The sequence below is a fragment of the Ruegeria sp. L12 genome, from assembly GCF_056531745.1.
Genome location: NZ_JBQFMH010000005.1, coordinates 85,874 through 106,100 on the forward strand (window position 1 = coordinate 85,874; position 20,227 = coordinate 106,100).

Consider the following 20,227-nt stretch of genomic DNA (forward strand, 5'->3'; position numbering starts at 1 on the left):
GCTAATCCAGCATATGAACAATGCGGAAAGACGTGTCAGCAGAAATTTTCTGAAAGGCGTCGTTTTCTGGCGGTAACAGAAACGTGAGGCGGGTATATATCTCCTTTGAAACTGGCACATGAGGAATCATCGGAATGCACAAATCGGACCTACATGCCGGTGCGGAAAACCTGCTGGTCCGATGCGGAGGGCTGTCGGCGGGCGATCAGTTGCTTGTTCTCTGCGAAGCACCTGGTAGCGACTATTACGATACCGACATTGCACAAGGCATTCTGGAATGCGCGCAGACGCTGGGCATTCAGGCGACGATGCAGACCATCCCTTTTGATCCGATGGGTCCAAAGCTGTCCGGTGATGTCATCGCGGCAATGAAGGCCGCCGACCGCACCCTGTTCCTGTCGCGGACCGGCGACCAGATCCGGTTCGATGCCGATCTGGCCGACGTGCATCCGATCATGTCTTATGCGCTGGACAAGGATGCGCTTGCGTCAGGTTTTGGACGGGCGAATTACTTCGGCTTTGTCGCCCTGAAAAACGCGGTAAATACCTTGCTGGCGGGTGCGGAGCATATTCGAGTCACATGTCCTTTGGGCACGGATTTTAGCGGTCCCGGCGCAGCCTTTCCCAAAAAGGGTGCCACGGATGTCAGTGTTGCACGGTTCCCTATGTCCGTCTTCGCCCCCGTTCCCGCGCAGGGGTTTTCGGGCACTTTAATGCAGGATGGCTTTCTGGTCGGGACCGGTTCAAAATTCTACGAGCCTTACGGCTGCGAATTGCGTGAATCGCTGGCCGTTCAGTTCGAAAACAGCAAGCTGCTGGGTTTTACGGGTCATCCGATGGATGTGCATTGCGCCGAGATGCATTATGCAAAGATCGGCAAGATGTTCGGCCTTGATCCGCTGACCATGCATTCGTGGCATGCGGGTATTCATCCCGGCTGTGCCTATACTGCCCCCGCATTTCAGAATTTCGAGAAGTGGAGCGGTTCGGCCTTCGGAAATCCACGCTTGCTGCATTTTCACACCTGCGGACACTATGCGCCGGGGGAGATTTCGCTGAACGTTCTGGACCCGACGGTCCTCGTGGACGGTGTCGCAGTGTGGGATGCTGGCGTGCTGCACTCTGATCGAATACCTGGAGGGGCCCAGATTCTTGAACAATATCCCTGCGTCAAAGCAGTGTTCGACGCCCCGGAACAAGCTGTGGGTCAGGGCGCCAATGGCAGGCTCAGCGCGTCCTGATCAACCCGCCTCTTCCGCGATCACCCGTGCGACACGCGATCGAAATCGCATCGCGCCTGCGTCCAGCCCAAGATTGATATAACCGCTCTTGCGGCGCGCCATTCCGGTCTGGACGTATTCCAGCACCTCTTTGTCTTCATTGAACGCCATCACCGCACCTTCGAACATACGCTGGGACATGGCCGCATCACCTGCGTGCATGTTGCGGTGCTGGAACCAGAAATAGCGCGAGGTCTCCTGATCAACCGGCGTGATGAAATTGTATGAGATGTTCACGAAGGCATTGGGTGACATCGGGCGGTCTGCGCCTCCCTCACCTGTCGGCGTATAAACCGACATGTTGATTGCCGTCGATGGCAAGCGGCATTCGTAGTGCTGCTTGCGGTCGCAGCTTGGGCCAAACGGCAGGATCGGCGCGTAATAAGGCGGCGCGGGCTCGTCCGCGATCCAGCGGGACACAATGACGCCACCCTCGGTCTCGTCTACGTCAAGCGGACGATTATCCGTCCCTGCCCCGGCGAATGAGGTCAAATGCACCCAGGCCACATGGCTGGGGTCCAGCAGGTTGTCGATGATATAGAGGTAATGGCACGCCATCTCCATCGCGCCCTTCTGGGTTTTGCCCCAGTCAGGGTTGTCGAAATTGGGTATGTCGATGATGTCATCCGTGCTGGCCTGTTCCGGTTCTCCCATCCACAGCCACAGGAAACCCCAGCGATCCTCAGCCGGATAGGCGTGCACGGCAGCGCGACGTGGCGGGTTGTCCAACTGGGTCGGCGCGCTGACGCATTCGCCGCCGCAGCCGAAGGTCAGCCCGTGATATCCGCAGACAACGTGATCGCCTTCAATGGTGCCACGAGACAGGGGCAGCTTGCGGTGCGGGCAGGCATCCTCAAGCGCGATGGCCTTGCCTGCCGTATCACGATAAATCACGATCTCTTCGTCCAACATCCGTACAGCATTGAGTTCGCGGCCAAAATCCTCGGACCGGCCCGCAACGTACCAGCTGTTTCGAATGAACCCGTTTGCTCCGGCCAGATCAGGGCGCATTTAGCTTACTCCGAAAACACATCATAGGCCTTCAGCGCCTTGGCACTGTAGGCATAAGATGGACCACCACCCATATAGGTCGCCATCGCCAGGGCTTCGCACATCTCTTCGCGCGTGGCACCCAGTCGGACCAGCGATTTGACATGAAATCCGATGCAACTGTCGCAGCGGGTGGCAATGGCGATACCGAGGGCCATGAATTCCTTGGTCTTCTCGCTCAGCACCCCGTCGGTTTTAGCAGCCTTGCCCATGATCCCGAACCCGCGCACGGTTTCCGGCACCTCTTTCGAGAAGGTTCCGATATTGGCCTCGGTCTCGGCCATGAAATCTTTCCAATCCATGCGTATGCTCCTTATCCGCGCTCATCCGCGCCCATGCGGCGCTCCAGCCAGCGCACGCCCGCACTGATGATTAGAACCAGGACCAGGTATTCGAAAATCAGCAGGGTATAGATCTCCAGCGGGCGGTATTCGGTCACTACCAGTTCATTGGCACGGCGGGTCAGTTCCTGCATGCCGATGACGCTGGCAAACGCGCTCATCTTGACGATGTAGATGAACTGATTTGCCAGAGGTGGCAGGATACGTCGGATCGCTTGCGGCAGGATCACATAGCGCATGGTCTGCGCATAGTTCAGCCCGATCGTCTGCGCCGCCTCGCGCTGGCCGCGCGCAATCGACTGGATGCCGGCGCGATAGATTTCTGCGGTAAAGGCGCTGTCCGAGATCGCTAGCGTGATAATTGCGCCCCAGAACGGGTCGATGGGAATATTCAGGCCCATCGACTGGAACACGATAGGCAACCCGTAGAACACCCAGAACAGCATCGGCAGCAGAGGGATGGCGCGGATGAACTCCACATAGACCCGGTTGACCAGCCGCCAGCCGCGCTTTTCCGACAGACCCGGCAGCGCCACCAACAGACCGACCACGATCGACAGCACCGCCGCGATCAACGAGATCAAAATGGTCGACCCCATGCCCGAAATCAGGAATTTCACATTCGTCCAGCCCGAGTCGGTCGTCGGGTTGATGACATACCAGCCCCAGGTCTGCGAAGACGAGCAACCTGCCAGCAACACAAGCGGCGATATCAGAAGAAGTTTTTTCATCGGCCTCTCTCAGTGCTGCAGGATTTGGCTGAGGAATTTGCGGCACCGCTCGGACTGAGGCTTGGTGAAGAAATGCTCGGGATGTCCTTCTTCGACAATCTCACCCGCATCCATGAAGATCATCTTGTCGGCCACCTTGCGGGCAAAGCCCATTTCATGGGTGACGACGACCATTGTCATGCCTTCCTGCGCCAACTCGACCATCACATCCAGCACTTCCGAAATCATCTCGGGATCAAGCGCCGAAGTTGGCTCGTCAAACAGCAGCACCCGGGGCTCCATGCACAACGACCGGGCAATCGCGACGCGCTGTTGCTGGCCACCCGACAGCTGGATCGGGCGCTTGTCTGCCTGATCGGGGATGTGGACCCGGTTGAGATAATGGCGGGCTTTTTCCTCGGCTTCTTTGCGGCTCAGACCCCGTGCCTTGATCGGGCCCAGCGTCAGGTTTTCCAGAACGGTCAGGTGCGGAAACAGGTTGAACTGCTGAAACACCATCCCGACCTCAGAACTGATCGCAGCAATGGTCTTGGGATCATTCGTCAGCTCGACCCCGTCCACGCGGATCGTGCCTTTCTGGTGTTTTTCCAACTGGTTGATGCACCGGACAACAGTGGATTTACCAGACCCGGACGGCCCGCAAATCACCACCTTTTCGCCGCTTCCGACCGTCAGGTTGATGTCCTTGAGAACGTGAAACGTACCGAACCATTTGTTCACGTCCACAAGTTCGATGGCGGCGTCTGGCATTGGCTGGCCTGCCCCTATTTCATTCTTAGCTGAATATTTTCTTGAGGTTATCTTTCCCTTTGCGCTTAAATCAACAAAGAATACGGCTTCAAGGCCGAAACGCCACCAACAGGAGAAATTGATGAACACTTTTCTAAAAGCAGCGGCAGCTGCCGCGCTCGGACTGGTTTTGTCCGGTGCCGCACAGGCGCAATCGGCCCTGAATGAGGTTCTGGATTCCGGAGTTCTGAAGGTCGGCACCACCGGAGACTGGAACCCGATGTCCCTACGTGATCCGGCGACCAACAGCTATAAGGGCTATGATATCGACATCATGAACGAGCTGGCCGCCGATCTGGGGGTTGAGGTCGAATATGTGCCCACCGACTGGAAAACGCTGGTGAATGGTGTGGTGGCGGGCAAATACCACCTGACCGGCTCGGCCTCGATCTCGCCGCCGCGGATGAAGGTGGCGGGGTTCTCGGACAGCTATATCGCAGTCGAGCTGTTCCCATATACGAACAAAGACAAAGCGGACAAGTTCGATGGCTATGACTCGATCAACAATGCGGATGTCACCGTTGCAACCACCCTTGGCACAACCTTTGAAAAGCGCGTGCGCGAATGGTTCCCCGACGCCAACATCAAAGTGGTCGAAGCCCCCGCCCGTGGCTTTCAGGAAGTGATCGCCGGACGTGCGGATGTCTTCATCACGTCGAATATCGAGGGCTCGACCCTCGAGGCGAAATTCCCAATCGAGCGCGTCAAGAACGCGGGTCCACGTTCGCCATCGCCTATTGCAATGATCCTGCCGCAGGGCGATCAGGTCTGGATCAACTACGTGAACAACTGGATCGAAGTTAAGAAGGCGCAAGGGTTTTTTGAAGAAAACCGCAAGAAATGGGGTCTCTGACCTGATCGGGCGTCCGGCACCATTGCCGGGCGCGTACCAGACATTCAGATCGCCATGAAGCTGGATCATTTGACGTGGTACGAAGTTGACGCCCATATCAAAGGCGGTGCGGCAGTGATGCTCCCGGTGGGATCGACCGAGCAACACGGACCGATGGGCCGGATCGGAACCGACACGATCTGTGCCGAAGCCATCGCACTCGACGCCGCTGAACGCTGCGACGCCATTGTTGCGCCGCCTCTTGCCTACACCCCTGCCCCATTCAACACCGGGTTTCCCGGAACTGTGTCCGTCTCTGCCGAGATTTTCCAACGGCTCGCGTCCGAAGTCATCCACGGGCTTCTGACGCAAGGCTTCAAGGGTGTGTTCGTGGTCAACGGACACGGGGCAAATCTGGATCCGTTACGCCAGATTGCGGCAACGCTTTTGCCCGGTCAGATGGCAATCCGCAGTTGGTGGGAGCCGGAGGTGGTGAACACCCTGCGCAGGGAACTCTATGGGGACTGGGAAGGGATGCACGCCACCCCATCCGAGATCGCCATCACGCAATCGCTTTTGGGTATACTTCCCTCCAATCAGGCTGCTGAGCCACCCCAGAAGCTAAGCCCTGACTATATGCGCGTCCACGCAGGCGACCGGCATGGCCCGCCGGATGAGCACCGAGCGGATTTTCCGGACGGGCGTGTCGGATCGCATTCCGCGCTGGCAACACCTGAAGACGGCGCGCGCTTGCTGGATGCGGCTGCAACGGCAATCGCAGAAGAATTTTGCGAATTCGAGCAAGGCCCGCAGGAATCCTGAGGCTTTATTGACCGTGTTTAATTAGCCAAGACTGTCATAGCCCCGAGCCAGCCGCCAGAAAGGCGGAATGCCGTCATGGGGATGGAAGCAGGCCGGAGCCTCCGCCGAGTGCAAAATCCCCTGACCGGTCTGCTGGCGCAGAGTAACGTCGATAGGGACCAAGCGCGCGAATTCGAACGGCTCGATCTGCTCATGCGTCCAGCCTTCGACCGAATCCGTCAGTAACCTGCGCATGGCCACGATCAATCTGTCGGCTGCATCGCTGCTCCACGGTTGCAAACCGGTTCCTTCAAGCAAGTTGAAAAGGTTGATCCAACTTTGCAGGTTGAACGCGCAATAATGCTGGGTCAGCGTGCGGGTCATCTCATGCGGTTGTTCGCCATCTTCGGTTATGCTGCCCAAAATCCGCGCCTGCGCCCGCAGGTTGATCCGCTGCAATGCCGTTGAATCCTCCAAAAATGCCGCCAGAGCAGCCGCTTGCAGGTCAAAGCACGTCCCGTGGTTATTCTTGGCCCGGGCTTCGCCCTTTCCCTGATCGCTGGACGTCAGCCACCCGAGGAAATCAGCGCACCAATCGCGCAGGCCCTGGCTGAGTTCGGCATTGTCCAGCAACCGAACTGCATCGAGGAAGAAATAGAAATCCTTGGTCTCGATCAGACCATGCGCCAGACCTTTGTCGCCCTTATGCCCCAACCGCACCTGCGCATAATCCAGATTGGGGTTCATTCTGGTTTCGGGATCGACAAACCAGGTTTTGACCAGACGTGCGGCGTGGTCCTCATAGCGGGTCTCGCCAGTAAGTCTCGCCGCCAGCGCAAGGGCGGTCGTATCATCAAACAGTCTTTGCAATCTGGTCCGGTCAAAGCGGTCGCTTTCTGGCTCATATAGCTGCGTGCCGGGGACTCTCTCTCCATCGCGGAACACATAGGGCCGACCGTCCTTCTTCTTCGGGTCGGGCCACCAATAGGGCGACGGGTGAAAATAGTCGTGCTTGTCCCCGCTGGGTCCGGGCTCGGGCTTGTCGACTACTGAAAACGGACCCCGGGTCAGGGCGTCACTGGCTGCCAACGTCACCGCAATCAGATCGGCATCTTCCGCTGCCCCCGCCAGCGCATCAATCCGGGCTGTATCAAAAAACACTGGCGCGCCCTCAGCAACGGTATCGGCCATACGGCGCGCTTCGAGCATGTCCAAGGTGGCGCAGATCGCTTCGTTCCGGGCCAGACCGCGGTTCTTAAGGGTCTTACCGCCTGATTGCTCCAGCTTTGCCTGCCCTGAAAACAGCCGGGCCACCCACCCGGCATGACCCACGCGATGGCCCTCGGCGTGGACCTTGCGCGGGGGAATATCGAAATTTTCGACCGGCCAGTCCTGCCATGGGCCAGGAATGCCCAGATGCACGAACAATTCGACCTTGGGCCGCCGCCCGTATGGGTGCGCTTCGTCGAACTTAAGGAGTGTGTCGCATCGAAAGGCCATCTGCGGCTCTTCGTTGGCGTCAGGTTTGCTTGCGTCCGCAAGCAGATCGTCATTGTTCTGCATCCGCGCCATGGGCACGCAAAAATACCGCTTGTCGCGCTGAGAAACGATATCGTCATGCAGCGCGTCCCAGGCGCTTTTGGTAAAATAGCAGTTCCCGTCGAAGGGCAGAGCCCATTTGGCGTGCTCCAGACAGTACTCCAGCGCCTGATTGCGTGCACCGTTGTTGTTCATCACATAATTGTTGCGTGCCCGATAAGCCTGTGTGACCAGCTTGCCCCGGGTCTCATCATCCAGCCCATCCATTGTCCCGTCGGCAAACAAAATCGGTGAATCGAAAGGCGCGAAATCATAGCCAATCGCCTGCAATTTGGCGGGATCAAACGGAATGCGCTTGTATTTCTGACCGTGTTTCTCAAGCAGGGCGATCAGCGCGGCTTCGTTCTCGGGGTCAACGATCCGGTTCAGAATCCAGAGTTTGGTACAGTCCTGCAAGTCAGGTTCGTTTTCGAGTATGAAGCGGACATTCTGCAGTGACTGCCCCGCTTTGTGGCGCGGCACCAGGTCGTTCCCGATCACGCGGCACAGCGCGAAAGTGTCGGGAATGTCGTCAACGCGCGCTTCTTCATCGGGGTCTTGCGGGGCGGGCTTGACCGACGCCAGATTGCCGGCAAGAGCGCCCATCCGTCCAACCGACTTTTGCGGTGACGCGTTTTTGTAATTACGCACAATAAAGTAGATTGGCACCAGCACGGGCGACAGCAGAAGGATTACCGGAGACAGCAATATCAGGATACGATTGCGTATCCGTTTACGGCGGTTTCTTTCCTGCAAAGACGGCGCAGCTTTGTGGCTTTTGCTTTTCTGGCTGGTTTTCACGTAGCGGACCTGTCTTGACTATGAATGTGCCCGATGGGCTTCCACATCGAGACCTTTGTTCCCCTTAGCCTCGAATGGATCGGACAAGCAACCATCTGGCGCGCGCGCATGGGGGGTTTGGGCGTTTAACCGGACGGCACCGGCAGAAAAATGGCCGCCGATTGTCAGGTTTTAAGCGCAAGCTACTTTCTGGGCTTGAAGTAACGCATGATGAGATTTGCCGCGATAGGCGCGCCGATGATGACCAATACGATCCGGATCAGGTGATGCGTGATCACAAAACCCAGATCAGCGCCCGAAACGATTGCCAGAACCGTCATTTCAGCCTGACCTCCAGGCGCGAAGGCCAGAAAGGCCTCAACCGGTTTCCCCAGACCCAAGTTGGTGACGATTGCTGTGAACACGGCGGCCAGCACCGCCAACAGAACCACATAGGCAAACCCCGCTGCCACAACCCGGCACAGCTCGAGCCAGGTGACGCCGAGAAAGTTCACTCCGATACTGCATCCGATAAAGAACTGGGCGGCCAATATCGCTTCGCTTGGGGGGCGAGTGTGGATCAGATCGCCAAGTGATAACGCGGCCGTCAGGATCAGGGGGCCCAGAATCGAGGCTCCGATGAGCCCAATTCGCTCACCCCCTTTCCAGCCGATCAGCGCAGCCAGAACCATCAAAACCAGTTCGTGAACCGGTAGATCGCGCGCGGGTTCGCCGATCGGGTTGGACAATTGAGCGTCGTAGAAAACCGCAAGGAACAATGGTGCCAGCGTGACGATGATCAGAACGCGGGTGGCGTGGATCAGGGACAACGCTCGTGGGTCAGCGCCCGCTTCTGTGCCGAAAATGATCATGTCCTGCAAACCGCCAGGCATCGCGGCATAAAAGGCGGTCATACCGTCAAAGCCCCACATCTTGCGGAAAAACGGCACTCCGATCAGCGCGATCAGAATGATGAAGAGCGGCATCAGAAGGATCGAGGCCGCCATCTTGGGAAGTTCCGCAAAAAGGTCGGGCGTGATCGACGCACCCACCGCAACGCCCAATATCGTTCGGGCCGCAATCGAAACCTGCCCGAACCCCGCCATGGGGGCATGCGCCAATGCAGCAATCAGACAGGCAGTCATCGGGCCGAACAGGAACGGCAACGGCAGTTTCAGAAGCCAGAACACTCCGGTGCCCAAAGCTGCGCAGCCAAGAGTTACGGCCCGTTTTGTCAGAACGGATGGCGAACTGGAGAAGTTAGGCAAAAAGCAATACCCGTTATCGTCAGCGGCAATATAACCAAGTGCATTCAAATGCGCCAAATGTGCAAGCTTTCGCGCTTTGTGGATTCAGGACAGGTTTATAAAACGTTTTGTTAACCCGAAGCTGCTCGATTGGTTCTTTCAAGGGACTCGACATGGGCGCGCGCTCCGCGCCAATCTACCGAAGCAGGGAATTGCCGGTGGCCAGGTGAGGCGTCAATGTTGCAAGCACAAACGTTGTTGAGACGGATAATCGCGACAGGTTTTGCCGGTTTGCTTGTTTTTTTCTGCGACGCGGGATTGCAAGCGCAGGCCCAGACGCAGTCAACCGAAGACTGGACCGCTGTGCGTGGCGTGCTGGATCGACGTTGCGTGGTTTGCCATAGCTGCTATGACGCCCCTTGCCAGCTGAAACTGACCTCGCACGAGGGCCTTTTGCGCGGTGGCAGCAAAGAGGCGGTCTATCACACTCAACGGCTTTCGGATGCACAGCCGACAAGGTTGGGAGTGGATGCGCAATCCGTACCCGAATGGCACAAACTTGGGTTTCATTCCGTCACGCCCCAATTGCTTGAACGCTACCTTGATCTGAGCCGTCAGAACGGTTTGGCACCAGATAAACCAATCCCCGATACGCTTGGCCTGGCGCTTGACAGGCCCCTGGTATGTCCCACATCAGAAGAGTTCGACGATTTCAGCGCGTCCCATCCCTCGGCCGGAATGCCCTATGCGACTGCGCCTTTGAGCGATGATGACTACACCTTGCTGACCGCATGGGCGCGTGCAGGCGCACCGACGACGTCCAAAACCGAGGAATTGCCTGACGAGATCAAGCGCCAGATCGTTGAATGGGAAGCTTTCCTGAACGATACCGACCCGCGCGGCCAATTGATCAGCCGATATGTCTATGAACATCTCTTTCTGGCCCGGCTGCATTTTGAGGGCGATGTCCCCGGCCGGTTTTTTCAACTCGTACGCTCGCGCACACCGGGGGGCAAAGCCATCGATGTTATCGCCACGCGTCGCCCCTTTGACGATCCGGGCAGTGGGTCGTTCTATTATCGCCTGCAACCGGTCACTGAGACGATCGTACATAAGGAACACCTTGTCTATCCGCTCAGCGCGGAACGGATGGAGCGGTACCAGAACTTGTTCCTGAACGCCGACTGGACCCTCGCAGAACTGCCCGGATACGGCGAAAGCGAGGGTGGAAACCCGTTCACGACATTTGCCGCGATCCCGCCACGCAGTCGCTATCAGTTTCTGCTCGACGATGCGCTGTTCTTTGTCCGCAGTTTTATTCGCGGACCGGTTTGTCATGGTGAAACGGCTGTAGATGTCATCGAAGATCGGTTCTGGGTCAGCTTTCTGGACCCGGACGCAGATCTGTCCGTCATTGATCCCAGCTATCTGCAGGATGGGTCTGAATTTCTTGAGCTGCCCGTCTCGAACAGCGGCGGCGGGGTGCTGGATCAGCTGCAGGGTTTTTCGCACAACAATCAGGTGCAGTACCTCAAGTTTCGCGACGCCCGCTATGGGCAAAGTCCGGTGCATAAAACCGGGTTCGGATATGATGCCATCTGGGATGGCGATGGCTCAAACCCAAATGCGCTGATCACCGTGTTTCGCCATTTCGACAACGCCTCTGCCATGACCGGGTTTCATGGCACCATTCCCGAAACCGCCTGGGTGCTCGATTATCCGATTTTTGAGCGTATCTACTATGACCTCGTGGCCGGATACGATGTTTTTGGACGGGTCGAGCATCAACTTTTGACGCGGCTTTATATGGACGAGTTGCGCATGGAGGGCGAGGATACGTTTCTGTTTTTTATGCCGCAGGACGTGCGGTCAGACATGCACAAAAGCTGGTACAAAGGGATACTCAGCGAGATCCACACCTATTGGCATCGCCGCGGCGTTGACGACAGTTTTCCCACTGCGATTGCATATGAAACCGATACCCCGAAGCAAGAGTTCCTGCTGAACCTGCTCCGGCGTGGTGCCGGGCTTTGGCCACTGACGGACCCGATAAACAGGTGCGATGGGGCGGGCTGTGCCCCGGCTGCAAACGCCCCAGACCCGGGGCAGCATTTGCGTGCGCTCGCAAACCAGACGGGGGATTGGGTGCAATTCCTGCCTGATCTGTCGATCCTCGTGGTGAGCGATAAATCCAACGAACCGCAGATGTTCACGCTGATCCACGACAAGGCCCATGACAATGTGGCCTTTCTGTTCGATGAGGCCGCACGGCGCGAGCCGCAATCAGATATCTTGACCATCATTCCCGGACTGTTCGGCAGTTATCCGAACTTCTTTTTCACCGTCGAGCGGGATCAACTGGACAGTTTTGTGCACGCTCTGAAAGCGGTGAAAACCGGTACGGATTGGATGCAACTGGTCTCGGCCTTCGGGATACGGCGTACCAGCCCTGATTTCTGGGCCGTCAGCGATCAGGTGCAGGATGCGTTGATCCGTCAGGATGCCGTTCAGGCCGGAATTCTGGACCTCGGTCGGTATAAAGACCCCAGGCCGGACGATGATCCGACCTGATCGAAGAGGGTTTCATTGCCGCTGCGGCCCGAACACCTCGTATGAGATATTCTGCGCTGGAACACCCAGCGCCTCCAACCCGGTTTTGATATCTGATAGGAAAGGCCCCGGTCCGCAAAGCAGATAAAGCGCATCCGGTCCGGCATTCAGATCGATCAGCGCTTGCGGCGTAATGCGCCCGCGGCTCTGATAATCTACCCCCGGCACATCGGTCGCGGCAGGTTGGCTGTAGAAAATCCTGGCCTGCGCGTCTGGAATTTGCGCAACGAGTTGCGAGACTTCATCACGCAGAGCATGTTCAGAACCGTTTCTGGCCCCATGCACAAACCACAGTGGATGATCGCGCCCTTCCGCCAAAGCGCTGTACAGCATGGCTATCATAGGCGTCACACCGACTCCGGCACTGACCAGCACCACGGGCTGATCGCTTTGCGGCAAGGTGAAATCACCGGCAGGCTCTGAGGCGATGATCTCGGCCCCTTCTTGCACAGCGTCATGCAGGAAGCGGGATACCACACCCCTGGGTTCACGTTTTATGGTCAGGCGATAGCTGTCGGTCGCACCTGGGTCACCGGACAGCGAATAGCTGCGCGATATCGCATCGGCCCGCCCCGGGAGAGTGACAGAGATGGGAAGATGCTGCCCGGCGGCAAACGGCCAGACCTCCTTTCCATCCGTCGGGCTGAGATGGAACGAAGTGATGCCTTGCGCCTCGGGCACGCGGCGCGTAAGTTTGAACCGGCGGGTCTGATCCTTCCTGGACCAACGCAGCGCGAGCGCATTCGGGCGTTCGATCACGGCCTCGACGGTCACGTCGATCATGCGCCAGGCGTCATCATCGTTGGCATCGGTTGGATGCCAATCGATATTGGCCCGACCGGTGACATGCAAAAGACTGCCGGTTTCGAAATCGACAAACACCAATCCGACCCGCGGGTCGGTAATCAGATTACCGATGGTATTGAAGAAATTGTTGCCCGCGTAATCCGGTATCCGCAGATGGCGCGCGTCTTTGACCTGTACAAACCCCGGTGCGCCACCGCGATGTGAGGCATCAAAACCACGCGAGGGCGAGTCAGCACCTTGCTGATGCCCTGACCCAATGAACATCGTCTCGGATCGGGTGATCAGGTCAATCTGATCCGGGGTCAACATTTCTGAGTGCTTCGCCGAGCCGGCTTGGTTGTCTACCCGGCGCCAGACACGCTCGTGAATATACTGCGGGCAATTGCCGAAAGTCTGCCGGATATCGATCACATAGCCACCATTTGCCGACCGTATATGTCCACTCAGGCGGTTGCGGCGACGGTTGGATAGCTCGATCCCGATAAGACCCACATCGGTTCCCACCGCAAAGACCCCGGACAATGGATCCCGCGTTTGAAGGGCTGTATCCAGTGTCAGGGTTTGCGGGTCCGGAGAGCGGATGAACCCTTCGGGACCGTCGACCAATGTCACCCATGTCGCACCAGAACTGTCCCGTCCGGACAGGACCAGAAATGGCAGCGAAGCGTAGAAATCCCGGTGTTGGTCAGGCATGTAATCCCGGATGAACCCGCTGGCCCATTTCGAGATATCGCCAACACCCGCGCGCTCTTGCGCTGCGCGTTCACCTGCGTGAAAGGGAGTGTTTTCTGCTTTCTGATCCATGTCTCCAATCCTCCTGAAGGGAGAGGTCAGTGCCTGGGCACTGACCTTTGGGTGTCAGGCAAGCTCGGGGATGGGCGAGGTTGCCATGCCGACGAAACCGGGTTGCGATTCAATCCGGGTCAGCCAGTTGCGAACGTTGGGATAAGGCGCCAGATCCACGCCGCCTTCTGGGGCATGCGCGATATAGCTGTAGCCCGCTACATCGGCGATAGTGATTGTATCGGCGGCCAGCCAGTCGCGGCCATCCAGATGCGCCTCCATCACATTGAACAGAGCATGGGCTTTGGCCACCGCCGCACCATGATCCAGCGGCACGCCGAAAACCTTGACCAGACGGGCCGCGCAGGGGCCGGAATAGACGTTATCCGCCGCGACCGTCAGCCAGCGTTGAACTTCGGCGGCGGTTTTAGGATCTGTCGGCATCCAATGCGCATCTTTCGCGTAGGTCTGCACCAGATACACAAGGATCGCGTTGGAATCCGCCAGCGTGTACCCGCCATCGTCAATCGCGGGCACCAGACCGAACGGGCTGATCTTCAGATAGTCGGGGGCTTTATGCGCGCCATTGGCCATGTCGAGATCGATCGTCTCGTAAGGAAGACCCAGCAACGCAAGCATCAATTCAACCCGGTGGCAGTGGCCGGATTTGGGATTACGGTAGAGTTTGATCGGTGTCATCGTGGTATCCAGTTCTGGTTAGAGGCCCAAATCGCTCAGGCCGGGATGGTCGTCAGGGCGGCGGCCCAGAGGCCAGCGGAATTTCCTGTCTTCTTCCGCTATCGGAAGCTCGTTGATCGAAGCATGGCGATGGGCCATGTAGCCATTTTCGTCGAATTCCCAATTCTCGTTGCCGTAAGCGCGGAACCAGTTGCCACTGTCGTCGTGGTATTCATAGGCGTAGCGCACCGCGATCCGGTTGCCGGCAAAGGCCCACAGCTCTTTGATCAGGCGATAATCCAGTTCCTTGTTCCACTTGCGGGTCAGGAACTCCTGCACCTGCTCACGGCCTTTTGGGAACTCGGCGCGGTTACGCCATTCGGTATCGGGCGTATAGGCCAGTGCAACCTTGGCAGGGTCGCGGCCATTCCAGCCATCCTCGGCCAATCGCACCTTGAGCTTGGCGGTTTCCTCAGTGAAAGGCGGGACGGGTTGGCGTGGGGGTTCTGCGTTCATGATCAAATCCAATTCGAGGTGAACCTGTTGCCAAACAGCTAGTTTACGTTGTCGAGCAAAGGAATATACTCTGTTGGAAAGTCATTATTTCAGGAATTGATGATAATGGATCGCCTCCAGACCCTTGAAGTGTTCATCGCCGTTGCCGACGCGGAAAGCTTTGCAGGTGGCGCGCGCAAGCTGGGGCTCAGCGCCCCTTCGGCGACCCGGGGGGTCAACGCACTTGAAGAGCGGTTGGGCGCGCGTCTGTTCACGCGCACGACCCGCCGGGTGCGCCTGACCGAGGTCGGCCATGCCTATCTGGAAGACGCGCGACACATATTGGCGCAGTTGCAAGCCGCCGATGATGCCGCGCGCGGTGCGGCGTCCAATCCGGTTGGCCAGTTACGCATTACCTGCCCGAACGAGTTCGGGCGCATTCATGTTGCACCCATCCTGACCGATTTTCTGGATCAGCACCCCGGGATGACCGCTGATGTCCTGATGCTCGACCGCGTGGTGGATCTTGTCGAGGAAGGCATTGATCTGGCGGTGCGCATTGGCGAATTGCCGTCCTCGGGGTTAACCGCCGTGCGGGTCGGGCATGTGCGCCGAATGATCTGCGGGGCACCCTCTTATTTCGACACGCACGGCGTGCCGGGCACCCCGTCCGATTTGCAATCGCACCAGATCGTATCCGCCGCTGGCATAAGCCCCGTGACCGACTGGCGGTTCGGCCTCGACCAGCAAGAGACGGTGCGCATCAAGCCCCGCCTGATGGTCAGTAGCGTGGCGGCAGCGATTTCGGTTGCGCGTCAGGGCTGGGGCTTATGCCGGGTGCTGTCCTATCAGATCGGACCGGATCTTGAGGCTGGCACACTGCAATCGGTTCTGGACACCTACGAGCCGTCCCCACTGCCTGTCCATCTGGTTCATGTCGAGGGCCGACGAGCCCCCGCAAAAACCCGCGCTTTCATCGACTTCGCCAAGCAGAGGCTGCGATCTGTCCCAGTACTGAAATAGTCCGCCAGGTGTTATTTTTCCGTATTCGTGACGGCATGCCAATCCTGTGCAGGCGGGTTCTCAAGCAAGGTCAAGGCTCGTGCCTTCATCACCAACGATGCCGGATCGCCGTTTCGTGTCCGGTCAGCGGTATCAAAAGCGGCTACAGCCTGTTCAAACCGCATGGCGCGATAATGCGCAAGTCCCTGTTCATAGGCCTCGATCCACATCATTGATCCGTCGAAATCATCAGACATCGCGATCAGCTCGTAGACCACCAGCTCTTTGCTGCGCCCGAACACTGTCAGCGTATCCAGTTCGCGCACGATGATGGTATCCCCAGCCTCCTGCCGGGTCTCGGGACCAATCAGGATCATCGTGCCGTATTCCTTGTTCGCCCCTTCCAGACGGCTGGCAACATTCACAACATCACCGATCGCGGTGTAATTCAGACGTTGTTCGGATCCGATGTTCCCGACCAGAGCCTCACCGCTGTTCAACCCGATCCGCACGCGTAACGGGTTGCCAGCCTCGTCCTCGATACCCGCCGCCTTGACCGCCGCCACAAGATCAAGCGCGGCACAGCACGCGTTCTGGGCATGACAGTCATCCTTGCGTGGCGCGCCCCAGAACGCCATCACGGCGTCGCCCATGAATTTGTCGATGGTGCCGTCATGGCGCGCAATCGCAGCCGATGCCGCACTAAAGAACGGCTCCATCAGTTCGACAATTTGGGGCCCAAGTTTTTCGGACAGTCCAGTGAAACCGGCGACGTCGCAAAACAGGACCGAGATCGGCTTAATATCACCACCCGGTTCGGTCTTGATGCCCTCGGCAACCAGCATTCGCACCAGATCCGTCGGGACATATTTCCGGAACGCCGACAGACCCGCCGCCATACTGGCCGTGGCCGCCGAAAGGTTTGCAAGCTCAGACAGTCTTGAGGGTCTGCGCGAGATGCGCTCGACATCAAAACGTTCGATCTTGCTGAGGTCTTCGGCGATTTGTGCCAATGGGTTCGCAACCACTCGACGTACCAGCCAGATCGCCAGCCCGGTGGCAACCACAACAACGCCGACCAGAATATAGAGAAGGTTTATCAAAGTCTTGTCGATCCCCGACAAGAAAGCGGATTCCGGGATGACCGTGGCCACCCGCCAGCCGTAGAACCCCAATGGTGTCAAGGCCACTGCATAGGGCACGCCGTCGATCACGATCCGCGTGGTCTGGCTGCCAGCCATGTTTGCCGCGCGATCACCCAATAGCTTTTCGCCCGAGATCATGGCGACCTCGTACAACTCTCCTTCACCCATGCGCGCCGGGGTGGTTTCATCGGCATCAGCATCGGGAACGGCGATAACTTTGCCGTCTGCGTCGAGTATGAAAGCTGCGCCAAACTCACCAGGATGCAGCGTCGCCAGAAAGCGCGACAACCGGTCCGTTTCGATCGCAACCGCAAGCACGCCCTGCCGTCTGCGATTGACATCGACCGGACCGGCAAAGGCATAAACGGTCTTTTCATTGCCCGGCAGGCCGTGCGCCTCGATCCAGCCTTGAGAGCTCATATTCAAGAAATTGCCGTACCACGCATGTTCACGCGGATCATAGGATGTCTCGGTAAAGCTCCGTTCTTCGAACTGGATATCACCCGGAATGAAGATATAGCGGTCTTTCCGCAACATACGGTCGCGGATATTCTTGTCGATCTCGATCATCTCAAGCCCGCCGTCCCCAAGACGGTGCGAGGCAAAGAAATTCCCGTCCGGCCAACCGAAGAAAATCCATGAAATGTTGGGCTGCGCCTGCAGTTGCGACAGAAAGACAAACTCGCGCTTGTCGGCCTGACGTGTTCCGATGACATTCTGGACAAAGATCGTACGCACAGCGGCCCAGGCGGCCTCGGCTGATCTGAGTGTCACGCCGACCTCAATGCGAACCGTGTTTGCGATCTGGGTGTTGATCTCGGCGGCAAGCATGCGGCTGTTATCGCGCGCCGTCGTCCACCACAGCGAGTGGACGATGAACGTCGAGACCCCAATCGAAAGGGCAACCAGCATTGAAACAGCGATGCCGACGCTTACCCGCATGAACGCTCCGAAAACTATGGCCGTTGGCGCAGTATTGGATTGAGACGGTGATCAGCGCAAAGGATAGTTTGCTGCAACGCCGAAAAATCACGCAAGTGTTAGGGCTGCGTCAGCCGCGTGGTATCGCCGAATAAACCGGCGATACCGTTTTTGATCAAGCGAACGAAACTCCGTTTTCGCTCATTGGCAATTCTGAAACCCGGAGATCCAGCTCGGAAATCGCATTGGCCAAAGCAGGCGCCGCGGGCGGTGTTCCGGGCTCGCCAACACCAGTCGGGGCCTCTGCCGAAGGTACGATGTGGGTCTCGATCGACTGGATGTCCGAGATCCGCAGCGGCTCGTAATCCGGGAAGTTGGATTGTTCGACCGCACCACCGTCCAATGTGATCTGATCGCGCATCGCGTGCCCGATGCCATAGCCGATACCGCCTTCGATCTGCGCCCTGATCACATCCGGGTTGACCGCGATACCGCAATCGACGGCTGCGGTGACCTTTTCGATACGGATGCCGTCCTCTACGCTGCCCGAGATTTCGACCACTTCGGCCACATAGGACCCGAATGATTTGTGCACGGCGACACCCTGCACATTGCCCGGTTGCGGGTTGCCCCAGTTGCCTTTCTCGGCCGCCAGTTTCAGAACCCCCGCCTTGCGCACCCGATCCTTGTCATCGCCCTGCAGATAGCTCAGACGGAACGCGACCGGATCCTGACCGACCGCCTTGGCCGCCATGTCCATCATGACCTCCATGACATAGCCGGTATGGGTATGCCCGACCGAGCGCCACCACAGAACCGAGGTCGCCTTTTCCGTGTCGGTCAGGCCAACCGCCATGCCCGGAATGGCATAGGGACTGTCCGCCAACCCTTCGACGCTGGAATGATCAATTCCGTCATGCACAAGAACCGCCTCGAATGGGGTGCCTTTGATGACGGGCTGACCGGCGACCTGATGCAGCCAGCCGACGATGGCCCCGGTTTGGTCCAGCCCGACCCGAACTTTGTGGCCAAAGGCCGGGCGGTAGTAACCGCCCCGGATGTCGTCTTCGCGATCCCAGACCAGCTTGACCGGACGTGAACGGTCGGTCAGCGCAAAAGCCAGTGCAGCCTCGACCTGATAATCCGCATCTGGTGTAGCGCGACGCCCGAACGAACCTCCGGCCAGCATCGTGTTGATGTGGATCTTCTCGGCAGGCAAGCCAAAGATCTGCTGATAGGCCATGTGCGGACCTGTCGGCATCTGCGCACCATCATGCAGCACGATATCCCCATCCGCAGTTTGTTCGATGGTGCAATTCAAAGGCTCCATCGGGGCGTGCGCCAGCAGCGGGAAGTAGAAGGTTTTTTCCACAATAGTAGCCGCCCCATCCACGGCAGCCGCAATCGCATCCTGATCGGCCTTGTTGACATTGTAAATCGGCGCGGCATCCAGTGCCGCCATGATCTCGTCCCGGATTTCCTGCGACGAGCGGGTCTCGGCGGCGGACAGGTCCCACTCGACCTGCAACGCTTCGCGCGCCTGCATCGCGGCCCAGGTGTTCTCGGCATACACCGCAACACCGTGCTTGGTCGGCAGGGTCTGGGCCATGATGAAGCCCTTAATGTCTTTGGCGGCACTATCATCAAAGCCAGCAACAGTGCCTCCGCGCTGAGGGGTACGCTTGACCATCACGACCATCTGGTTGTCCAGTTGCACGTCCATCGCAAATTTAGCGGTGCCGTTGATCTTGACCGGGCTGTCTTTGCGACGCGTATTCGAGTTACCGATGATCTTCCATTCGGACGGATCACGTAGGCGCGGCGTTTCGGAGGGCGTAAAACTGGCAGCAGCGGCTACGAACTTACCCAAAGGTGCGGATTTGCCTGCCCCGGTGATCAAGCCCTCCTGAATATCCAGAGAGGATGGGTCGACTCCCCAGACCTCAGCCGCAGCTTTGATCAGCATATCGCGGGCATTGGCACCAGCAGTCCGGTATTGCACCCAGGAATTCGCCATCGCGGTGGATCCACCCGTGCCTTGAAACGGGCCAAACAGAATGTTGTTGTACACATTCGGATCAGAAGGCGCGAATTCATAGCCGATCTGATCCATGGTGACACCCAGTTCTTCGGCGATCAACGAGGTCAGACCGGTGGCAGGCCCCTGCCCTTTTTCAAAATGCTTGACGATGGCTATGACGTTGCCGTCACTGTCGATCTTGACGAAGGGATTCAGCATCGCGTCGGCCTGGCCGGATGCGGCCATGACGCCATCGGCATTTGCACCAACATACAGAACCGCCCCTGCAGCGGCGGCGGTTTTCAGGAACCCACGGCGGGAAAGAGTGGCTGTCATG

General features: G+C 58.1%; 16 protein-coding genes. 5 read left to right on the plus strand and 11 right to left on the minus strand.

Annotation, left to right across the window (positions count from 1 at the left end):
- Positions 1 to 134: 134 nt before the first annotated feature.
- A complete protein-coding gene (locus tag ACR0K9_RS10075; protein ID WP_480822802.1) occupies positions 135 to 1,241 on the plus strand; it encodes a hypothetical protein in 1,107 nt (368 codons plus the stop codon).
- Here ACR0K9_RS10075 and ACR0K9_RS10080 read toward each other — a convergent pair whose 3' ends face one another.
- From ACR0K9_RS10080 to ACR0K9_RS10095, 4 genes are read right to left on the minus strand one after another with little or no spacing between them, the layout of a single operon-like run.
- Complete coding sequence (locus ACR0K9_RS10080) at positions 1,242 to 2,291, minus strand: aromatic ring-hydroxylating dioxygenase subunit alpha (protein WP_480822804.1); 1,050 nt, start codon at positions 2,289 to 2,291, stop codon at positions 1,242 to 1,244. It lies immediately after the preceding gene.
- A 5-nt stretch (positions 2,292 to 2,296) separates the two neighbouring features.
- Entirely contained in the window at positions 2,297 to 2,632 is a 336-nt protein-coding gene (locus ACR0K9_RS10085; RefSeq protein WP_480531198.1) for a carboxymuconolactone decarboxylase family protein, read from the minus strand.
- Between the two features lie 11 nt (positions 2,633 to 2,643).
- Entirely contained in the window at positions 2,644 to 3,402 is a 759-nt protein-coding gene (locus tag ACR0K9_RS10090; RefSeq protein WP_480822806.1) for an amino acid ABC transporter permease, read from the minus strand.
- 9 nt (positions 3,403 to 3,411) lie between these two features.
- Positions 3,412 to 4,152 carry an amino acid ABC transporter ATP-binding protein gene (locus ACR0K9_RS10095; RefSeq protein WP_480822808.1) on the minus strand — a complete coding sequence of 247 codons (741 nt, stop codon included), beginning with the start codon at positions 4,150 to 4,152 and terminating at the stop codon, positions 3,412 to 3,414.
- A gap of 121 nt (positions 4,153 to 4,273) precedes the next feature.
- On the opposite strand from ACR0K9_RS10095, the gene ACR0K9_RS10100 reads away from it, so the two are divergent.
- Positions 4,274 to 5,044 carry a transporter substrate-binding domain-containing protein gene (locus ACR0K9_RS10100; RefSeq protein WP_480822810.1) on the plus strand — a complete coding sequence of 257 codons (771 nt, stop codon included), beginning with the start codon at positions 4,274 to 4,276 and terminating at the stop codon, positions 5,042 to 5,044.
- Positions 5,045 to 5,098: 54 nt separating this feature from the next.
- Positions 5,099 to 5,845 carry a creatininase family protein gene (locus tag ACR0K9_RS10105; RefSeq protein ID WP_480822812.1) on the plus strand — a complete coding sequence of 249 codons (747 nt, stop codon included), beginning with the start codon at positions 5,099 to 5,101 and terminating at the stop codon, positions 5,843 to 5,845.
- A gap of 21 nt (positions 5,846 to 5,866) precedes the next feature.
- Here the strand turns inward: ACR0K9_RS10105 and ACR0K9_RS10110 are convergent, their stop codons facing one another.
- Together ACR0K9_RS10110 and ACR0K9_RS10115 are read right to left on the minus strand one after the other, a co-directional pair.
- Positions 5,867 to 8,008 carry an alginate lyase family protein gene (locus ACR0K9_RS10110; RefSeq protein WP_480822814.1) on the minus strand — a complete coding sequence of 714 codons (2,142 nt, stop codon included), beginning with the start codon at positions 8,006 to 8,008 and terminating at the stop codon, positions 5,867 to 5,869.
- 377 nt (positions 8,009 to 8,385) lie between these two features.
- Positions 8,386 to 9,372: an AbrB family transcriptional regulator gene (locus ACR0K9_RS10115; protein ID WP_480822816.1), complete on the minus strand. Its 987-nt coding sequence runs from the start codon at positions 9,370 to 9,372 to the stop codon at positions 8,386 to 8,388.
- A gap of 294 nt (positions 9,373 to 9,666) precedes the next feature.
- Between ACR0K9_RS10115 and ACR0K9_RS10120 the strand changes: the two genes are divergently transcribed.
- Positions 9,667 to 12,000 (plus strand): fatty acid cis/trans isomerase, encoded by a 2,334-nt coding sequence (locus ACR0K9_RS10120; protein WP_480822818.1) that lies wholly within the window; start codon positions 9,667 to 9,669, stop codon positions 11,998 to 12,000.
- Between the two features lie 12 nt (positions 12,001 to 12,012).
- On the opposite strand, the gene ACR0K9_RS10125 is transcribed toward ACR0K9_RS10120, so the two are convergent.
- The 3 genes from ACR0K9_RS10125 to ACR0K9_RS10135 are packed head-to-tail and all read right to left on the minus strand — an operon-like array spanning position 12,013 to position 14,823.
- On the minus strand, positions 12,013 to 13,650 hold the full coding sequence (locus tag ACR0K9_RS10125) for an FAD-binding oxidoreductase (protein ID WP_480822820.1): 1,638 nt from the start codon (positions 13,648 to 13,650) through the stop codon (positions 12,013 to 12,015).
- 54 nt (positions 13,651 to 13,704) lie between these two features.
- Positions 13,705 to 14,328, minus strand: a complete 624-nt coding sequence (locus ACR0K9_RS10130; RefSeq protein WP_480531216.1) for a glutathione S-transferase family protein — start codon at positions 14,326 to 14,328, stop codon at positions 13,705 to 13,707.
- Between the two features lie 18 nt (positions 14,329 to 14,346).
- On the minus strand, positions 14,347 to 14,823 hold the full coding sequence (locus ACR0K9_RS10135; protein WP_480531218.1) for a nuclear transport factor 2 family protein: 477 nt from the start codon (positions 14,821 to 14,823) through the stop codon (positions 14,347 to 14,349).
- Positions 14,824 to 14,928: 105 nt separating this feature from the next.
- Here ACR0K9_RS10135 and ACR0K9_RS10140 point away from each other — a divergent pair, with 105 nt between their 5' ends.
- Complete coding sequence (locus ACR0K9_RS10140) at positions 14,929 to 15,825, plus strand: LysR family transcriptional regulator (protein ID WP_480822822.1); 897 nt, start codon at positions 14,929 to 14,931, stop codon at positions 15,823 to 15,825.
- Positions 15,826 to 15,836: 11 nt separating this feature from the next.
- On the opposite strand, the gene ACR0K9_RS10145 is transcribed toward ACR0K9_RS10140, so the two are convergent.
- Both ACR0K9_RS10145 and ACR0K9_RS10150 read right to left on the minus strand, forming a co-directional pair.
- Complete coding sequence (locus tag ACR0K9_RS10145) at positions 15,837 to 17,891, minus strand: adenylate/guanylate cyclase domain-containing protein (RefSeq protein WP_480822824.1); 2,055 nt, start codon at positions 17,889 to 17,891, stop codon at positions 15,837 to 15,839.
- 154 nt (positions 17,892 to 18,045) lie between these two features.
- Complete coding sequence (locus ACR0K9_RS10150) at positions 18,046 to 20,226, minus strand: xanthine dehydrogenase family protein molybdopterin-binding subunit (RefSeq protein WP_480822826.1); 2,181 nt, start codon at positions 20,224 to 20,226, stop codon at positions 18,046 to 18,048.
- Position 20,227 lies beyond the last annotated feature (1 nt).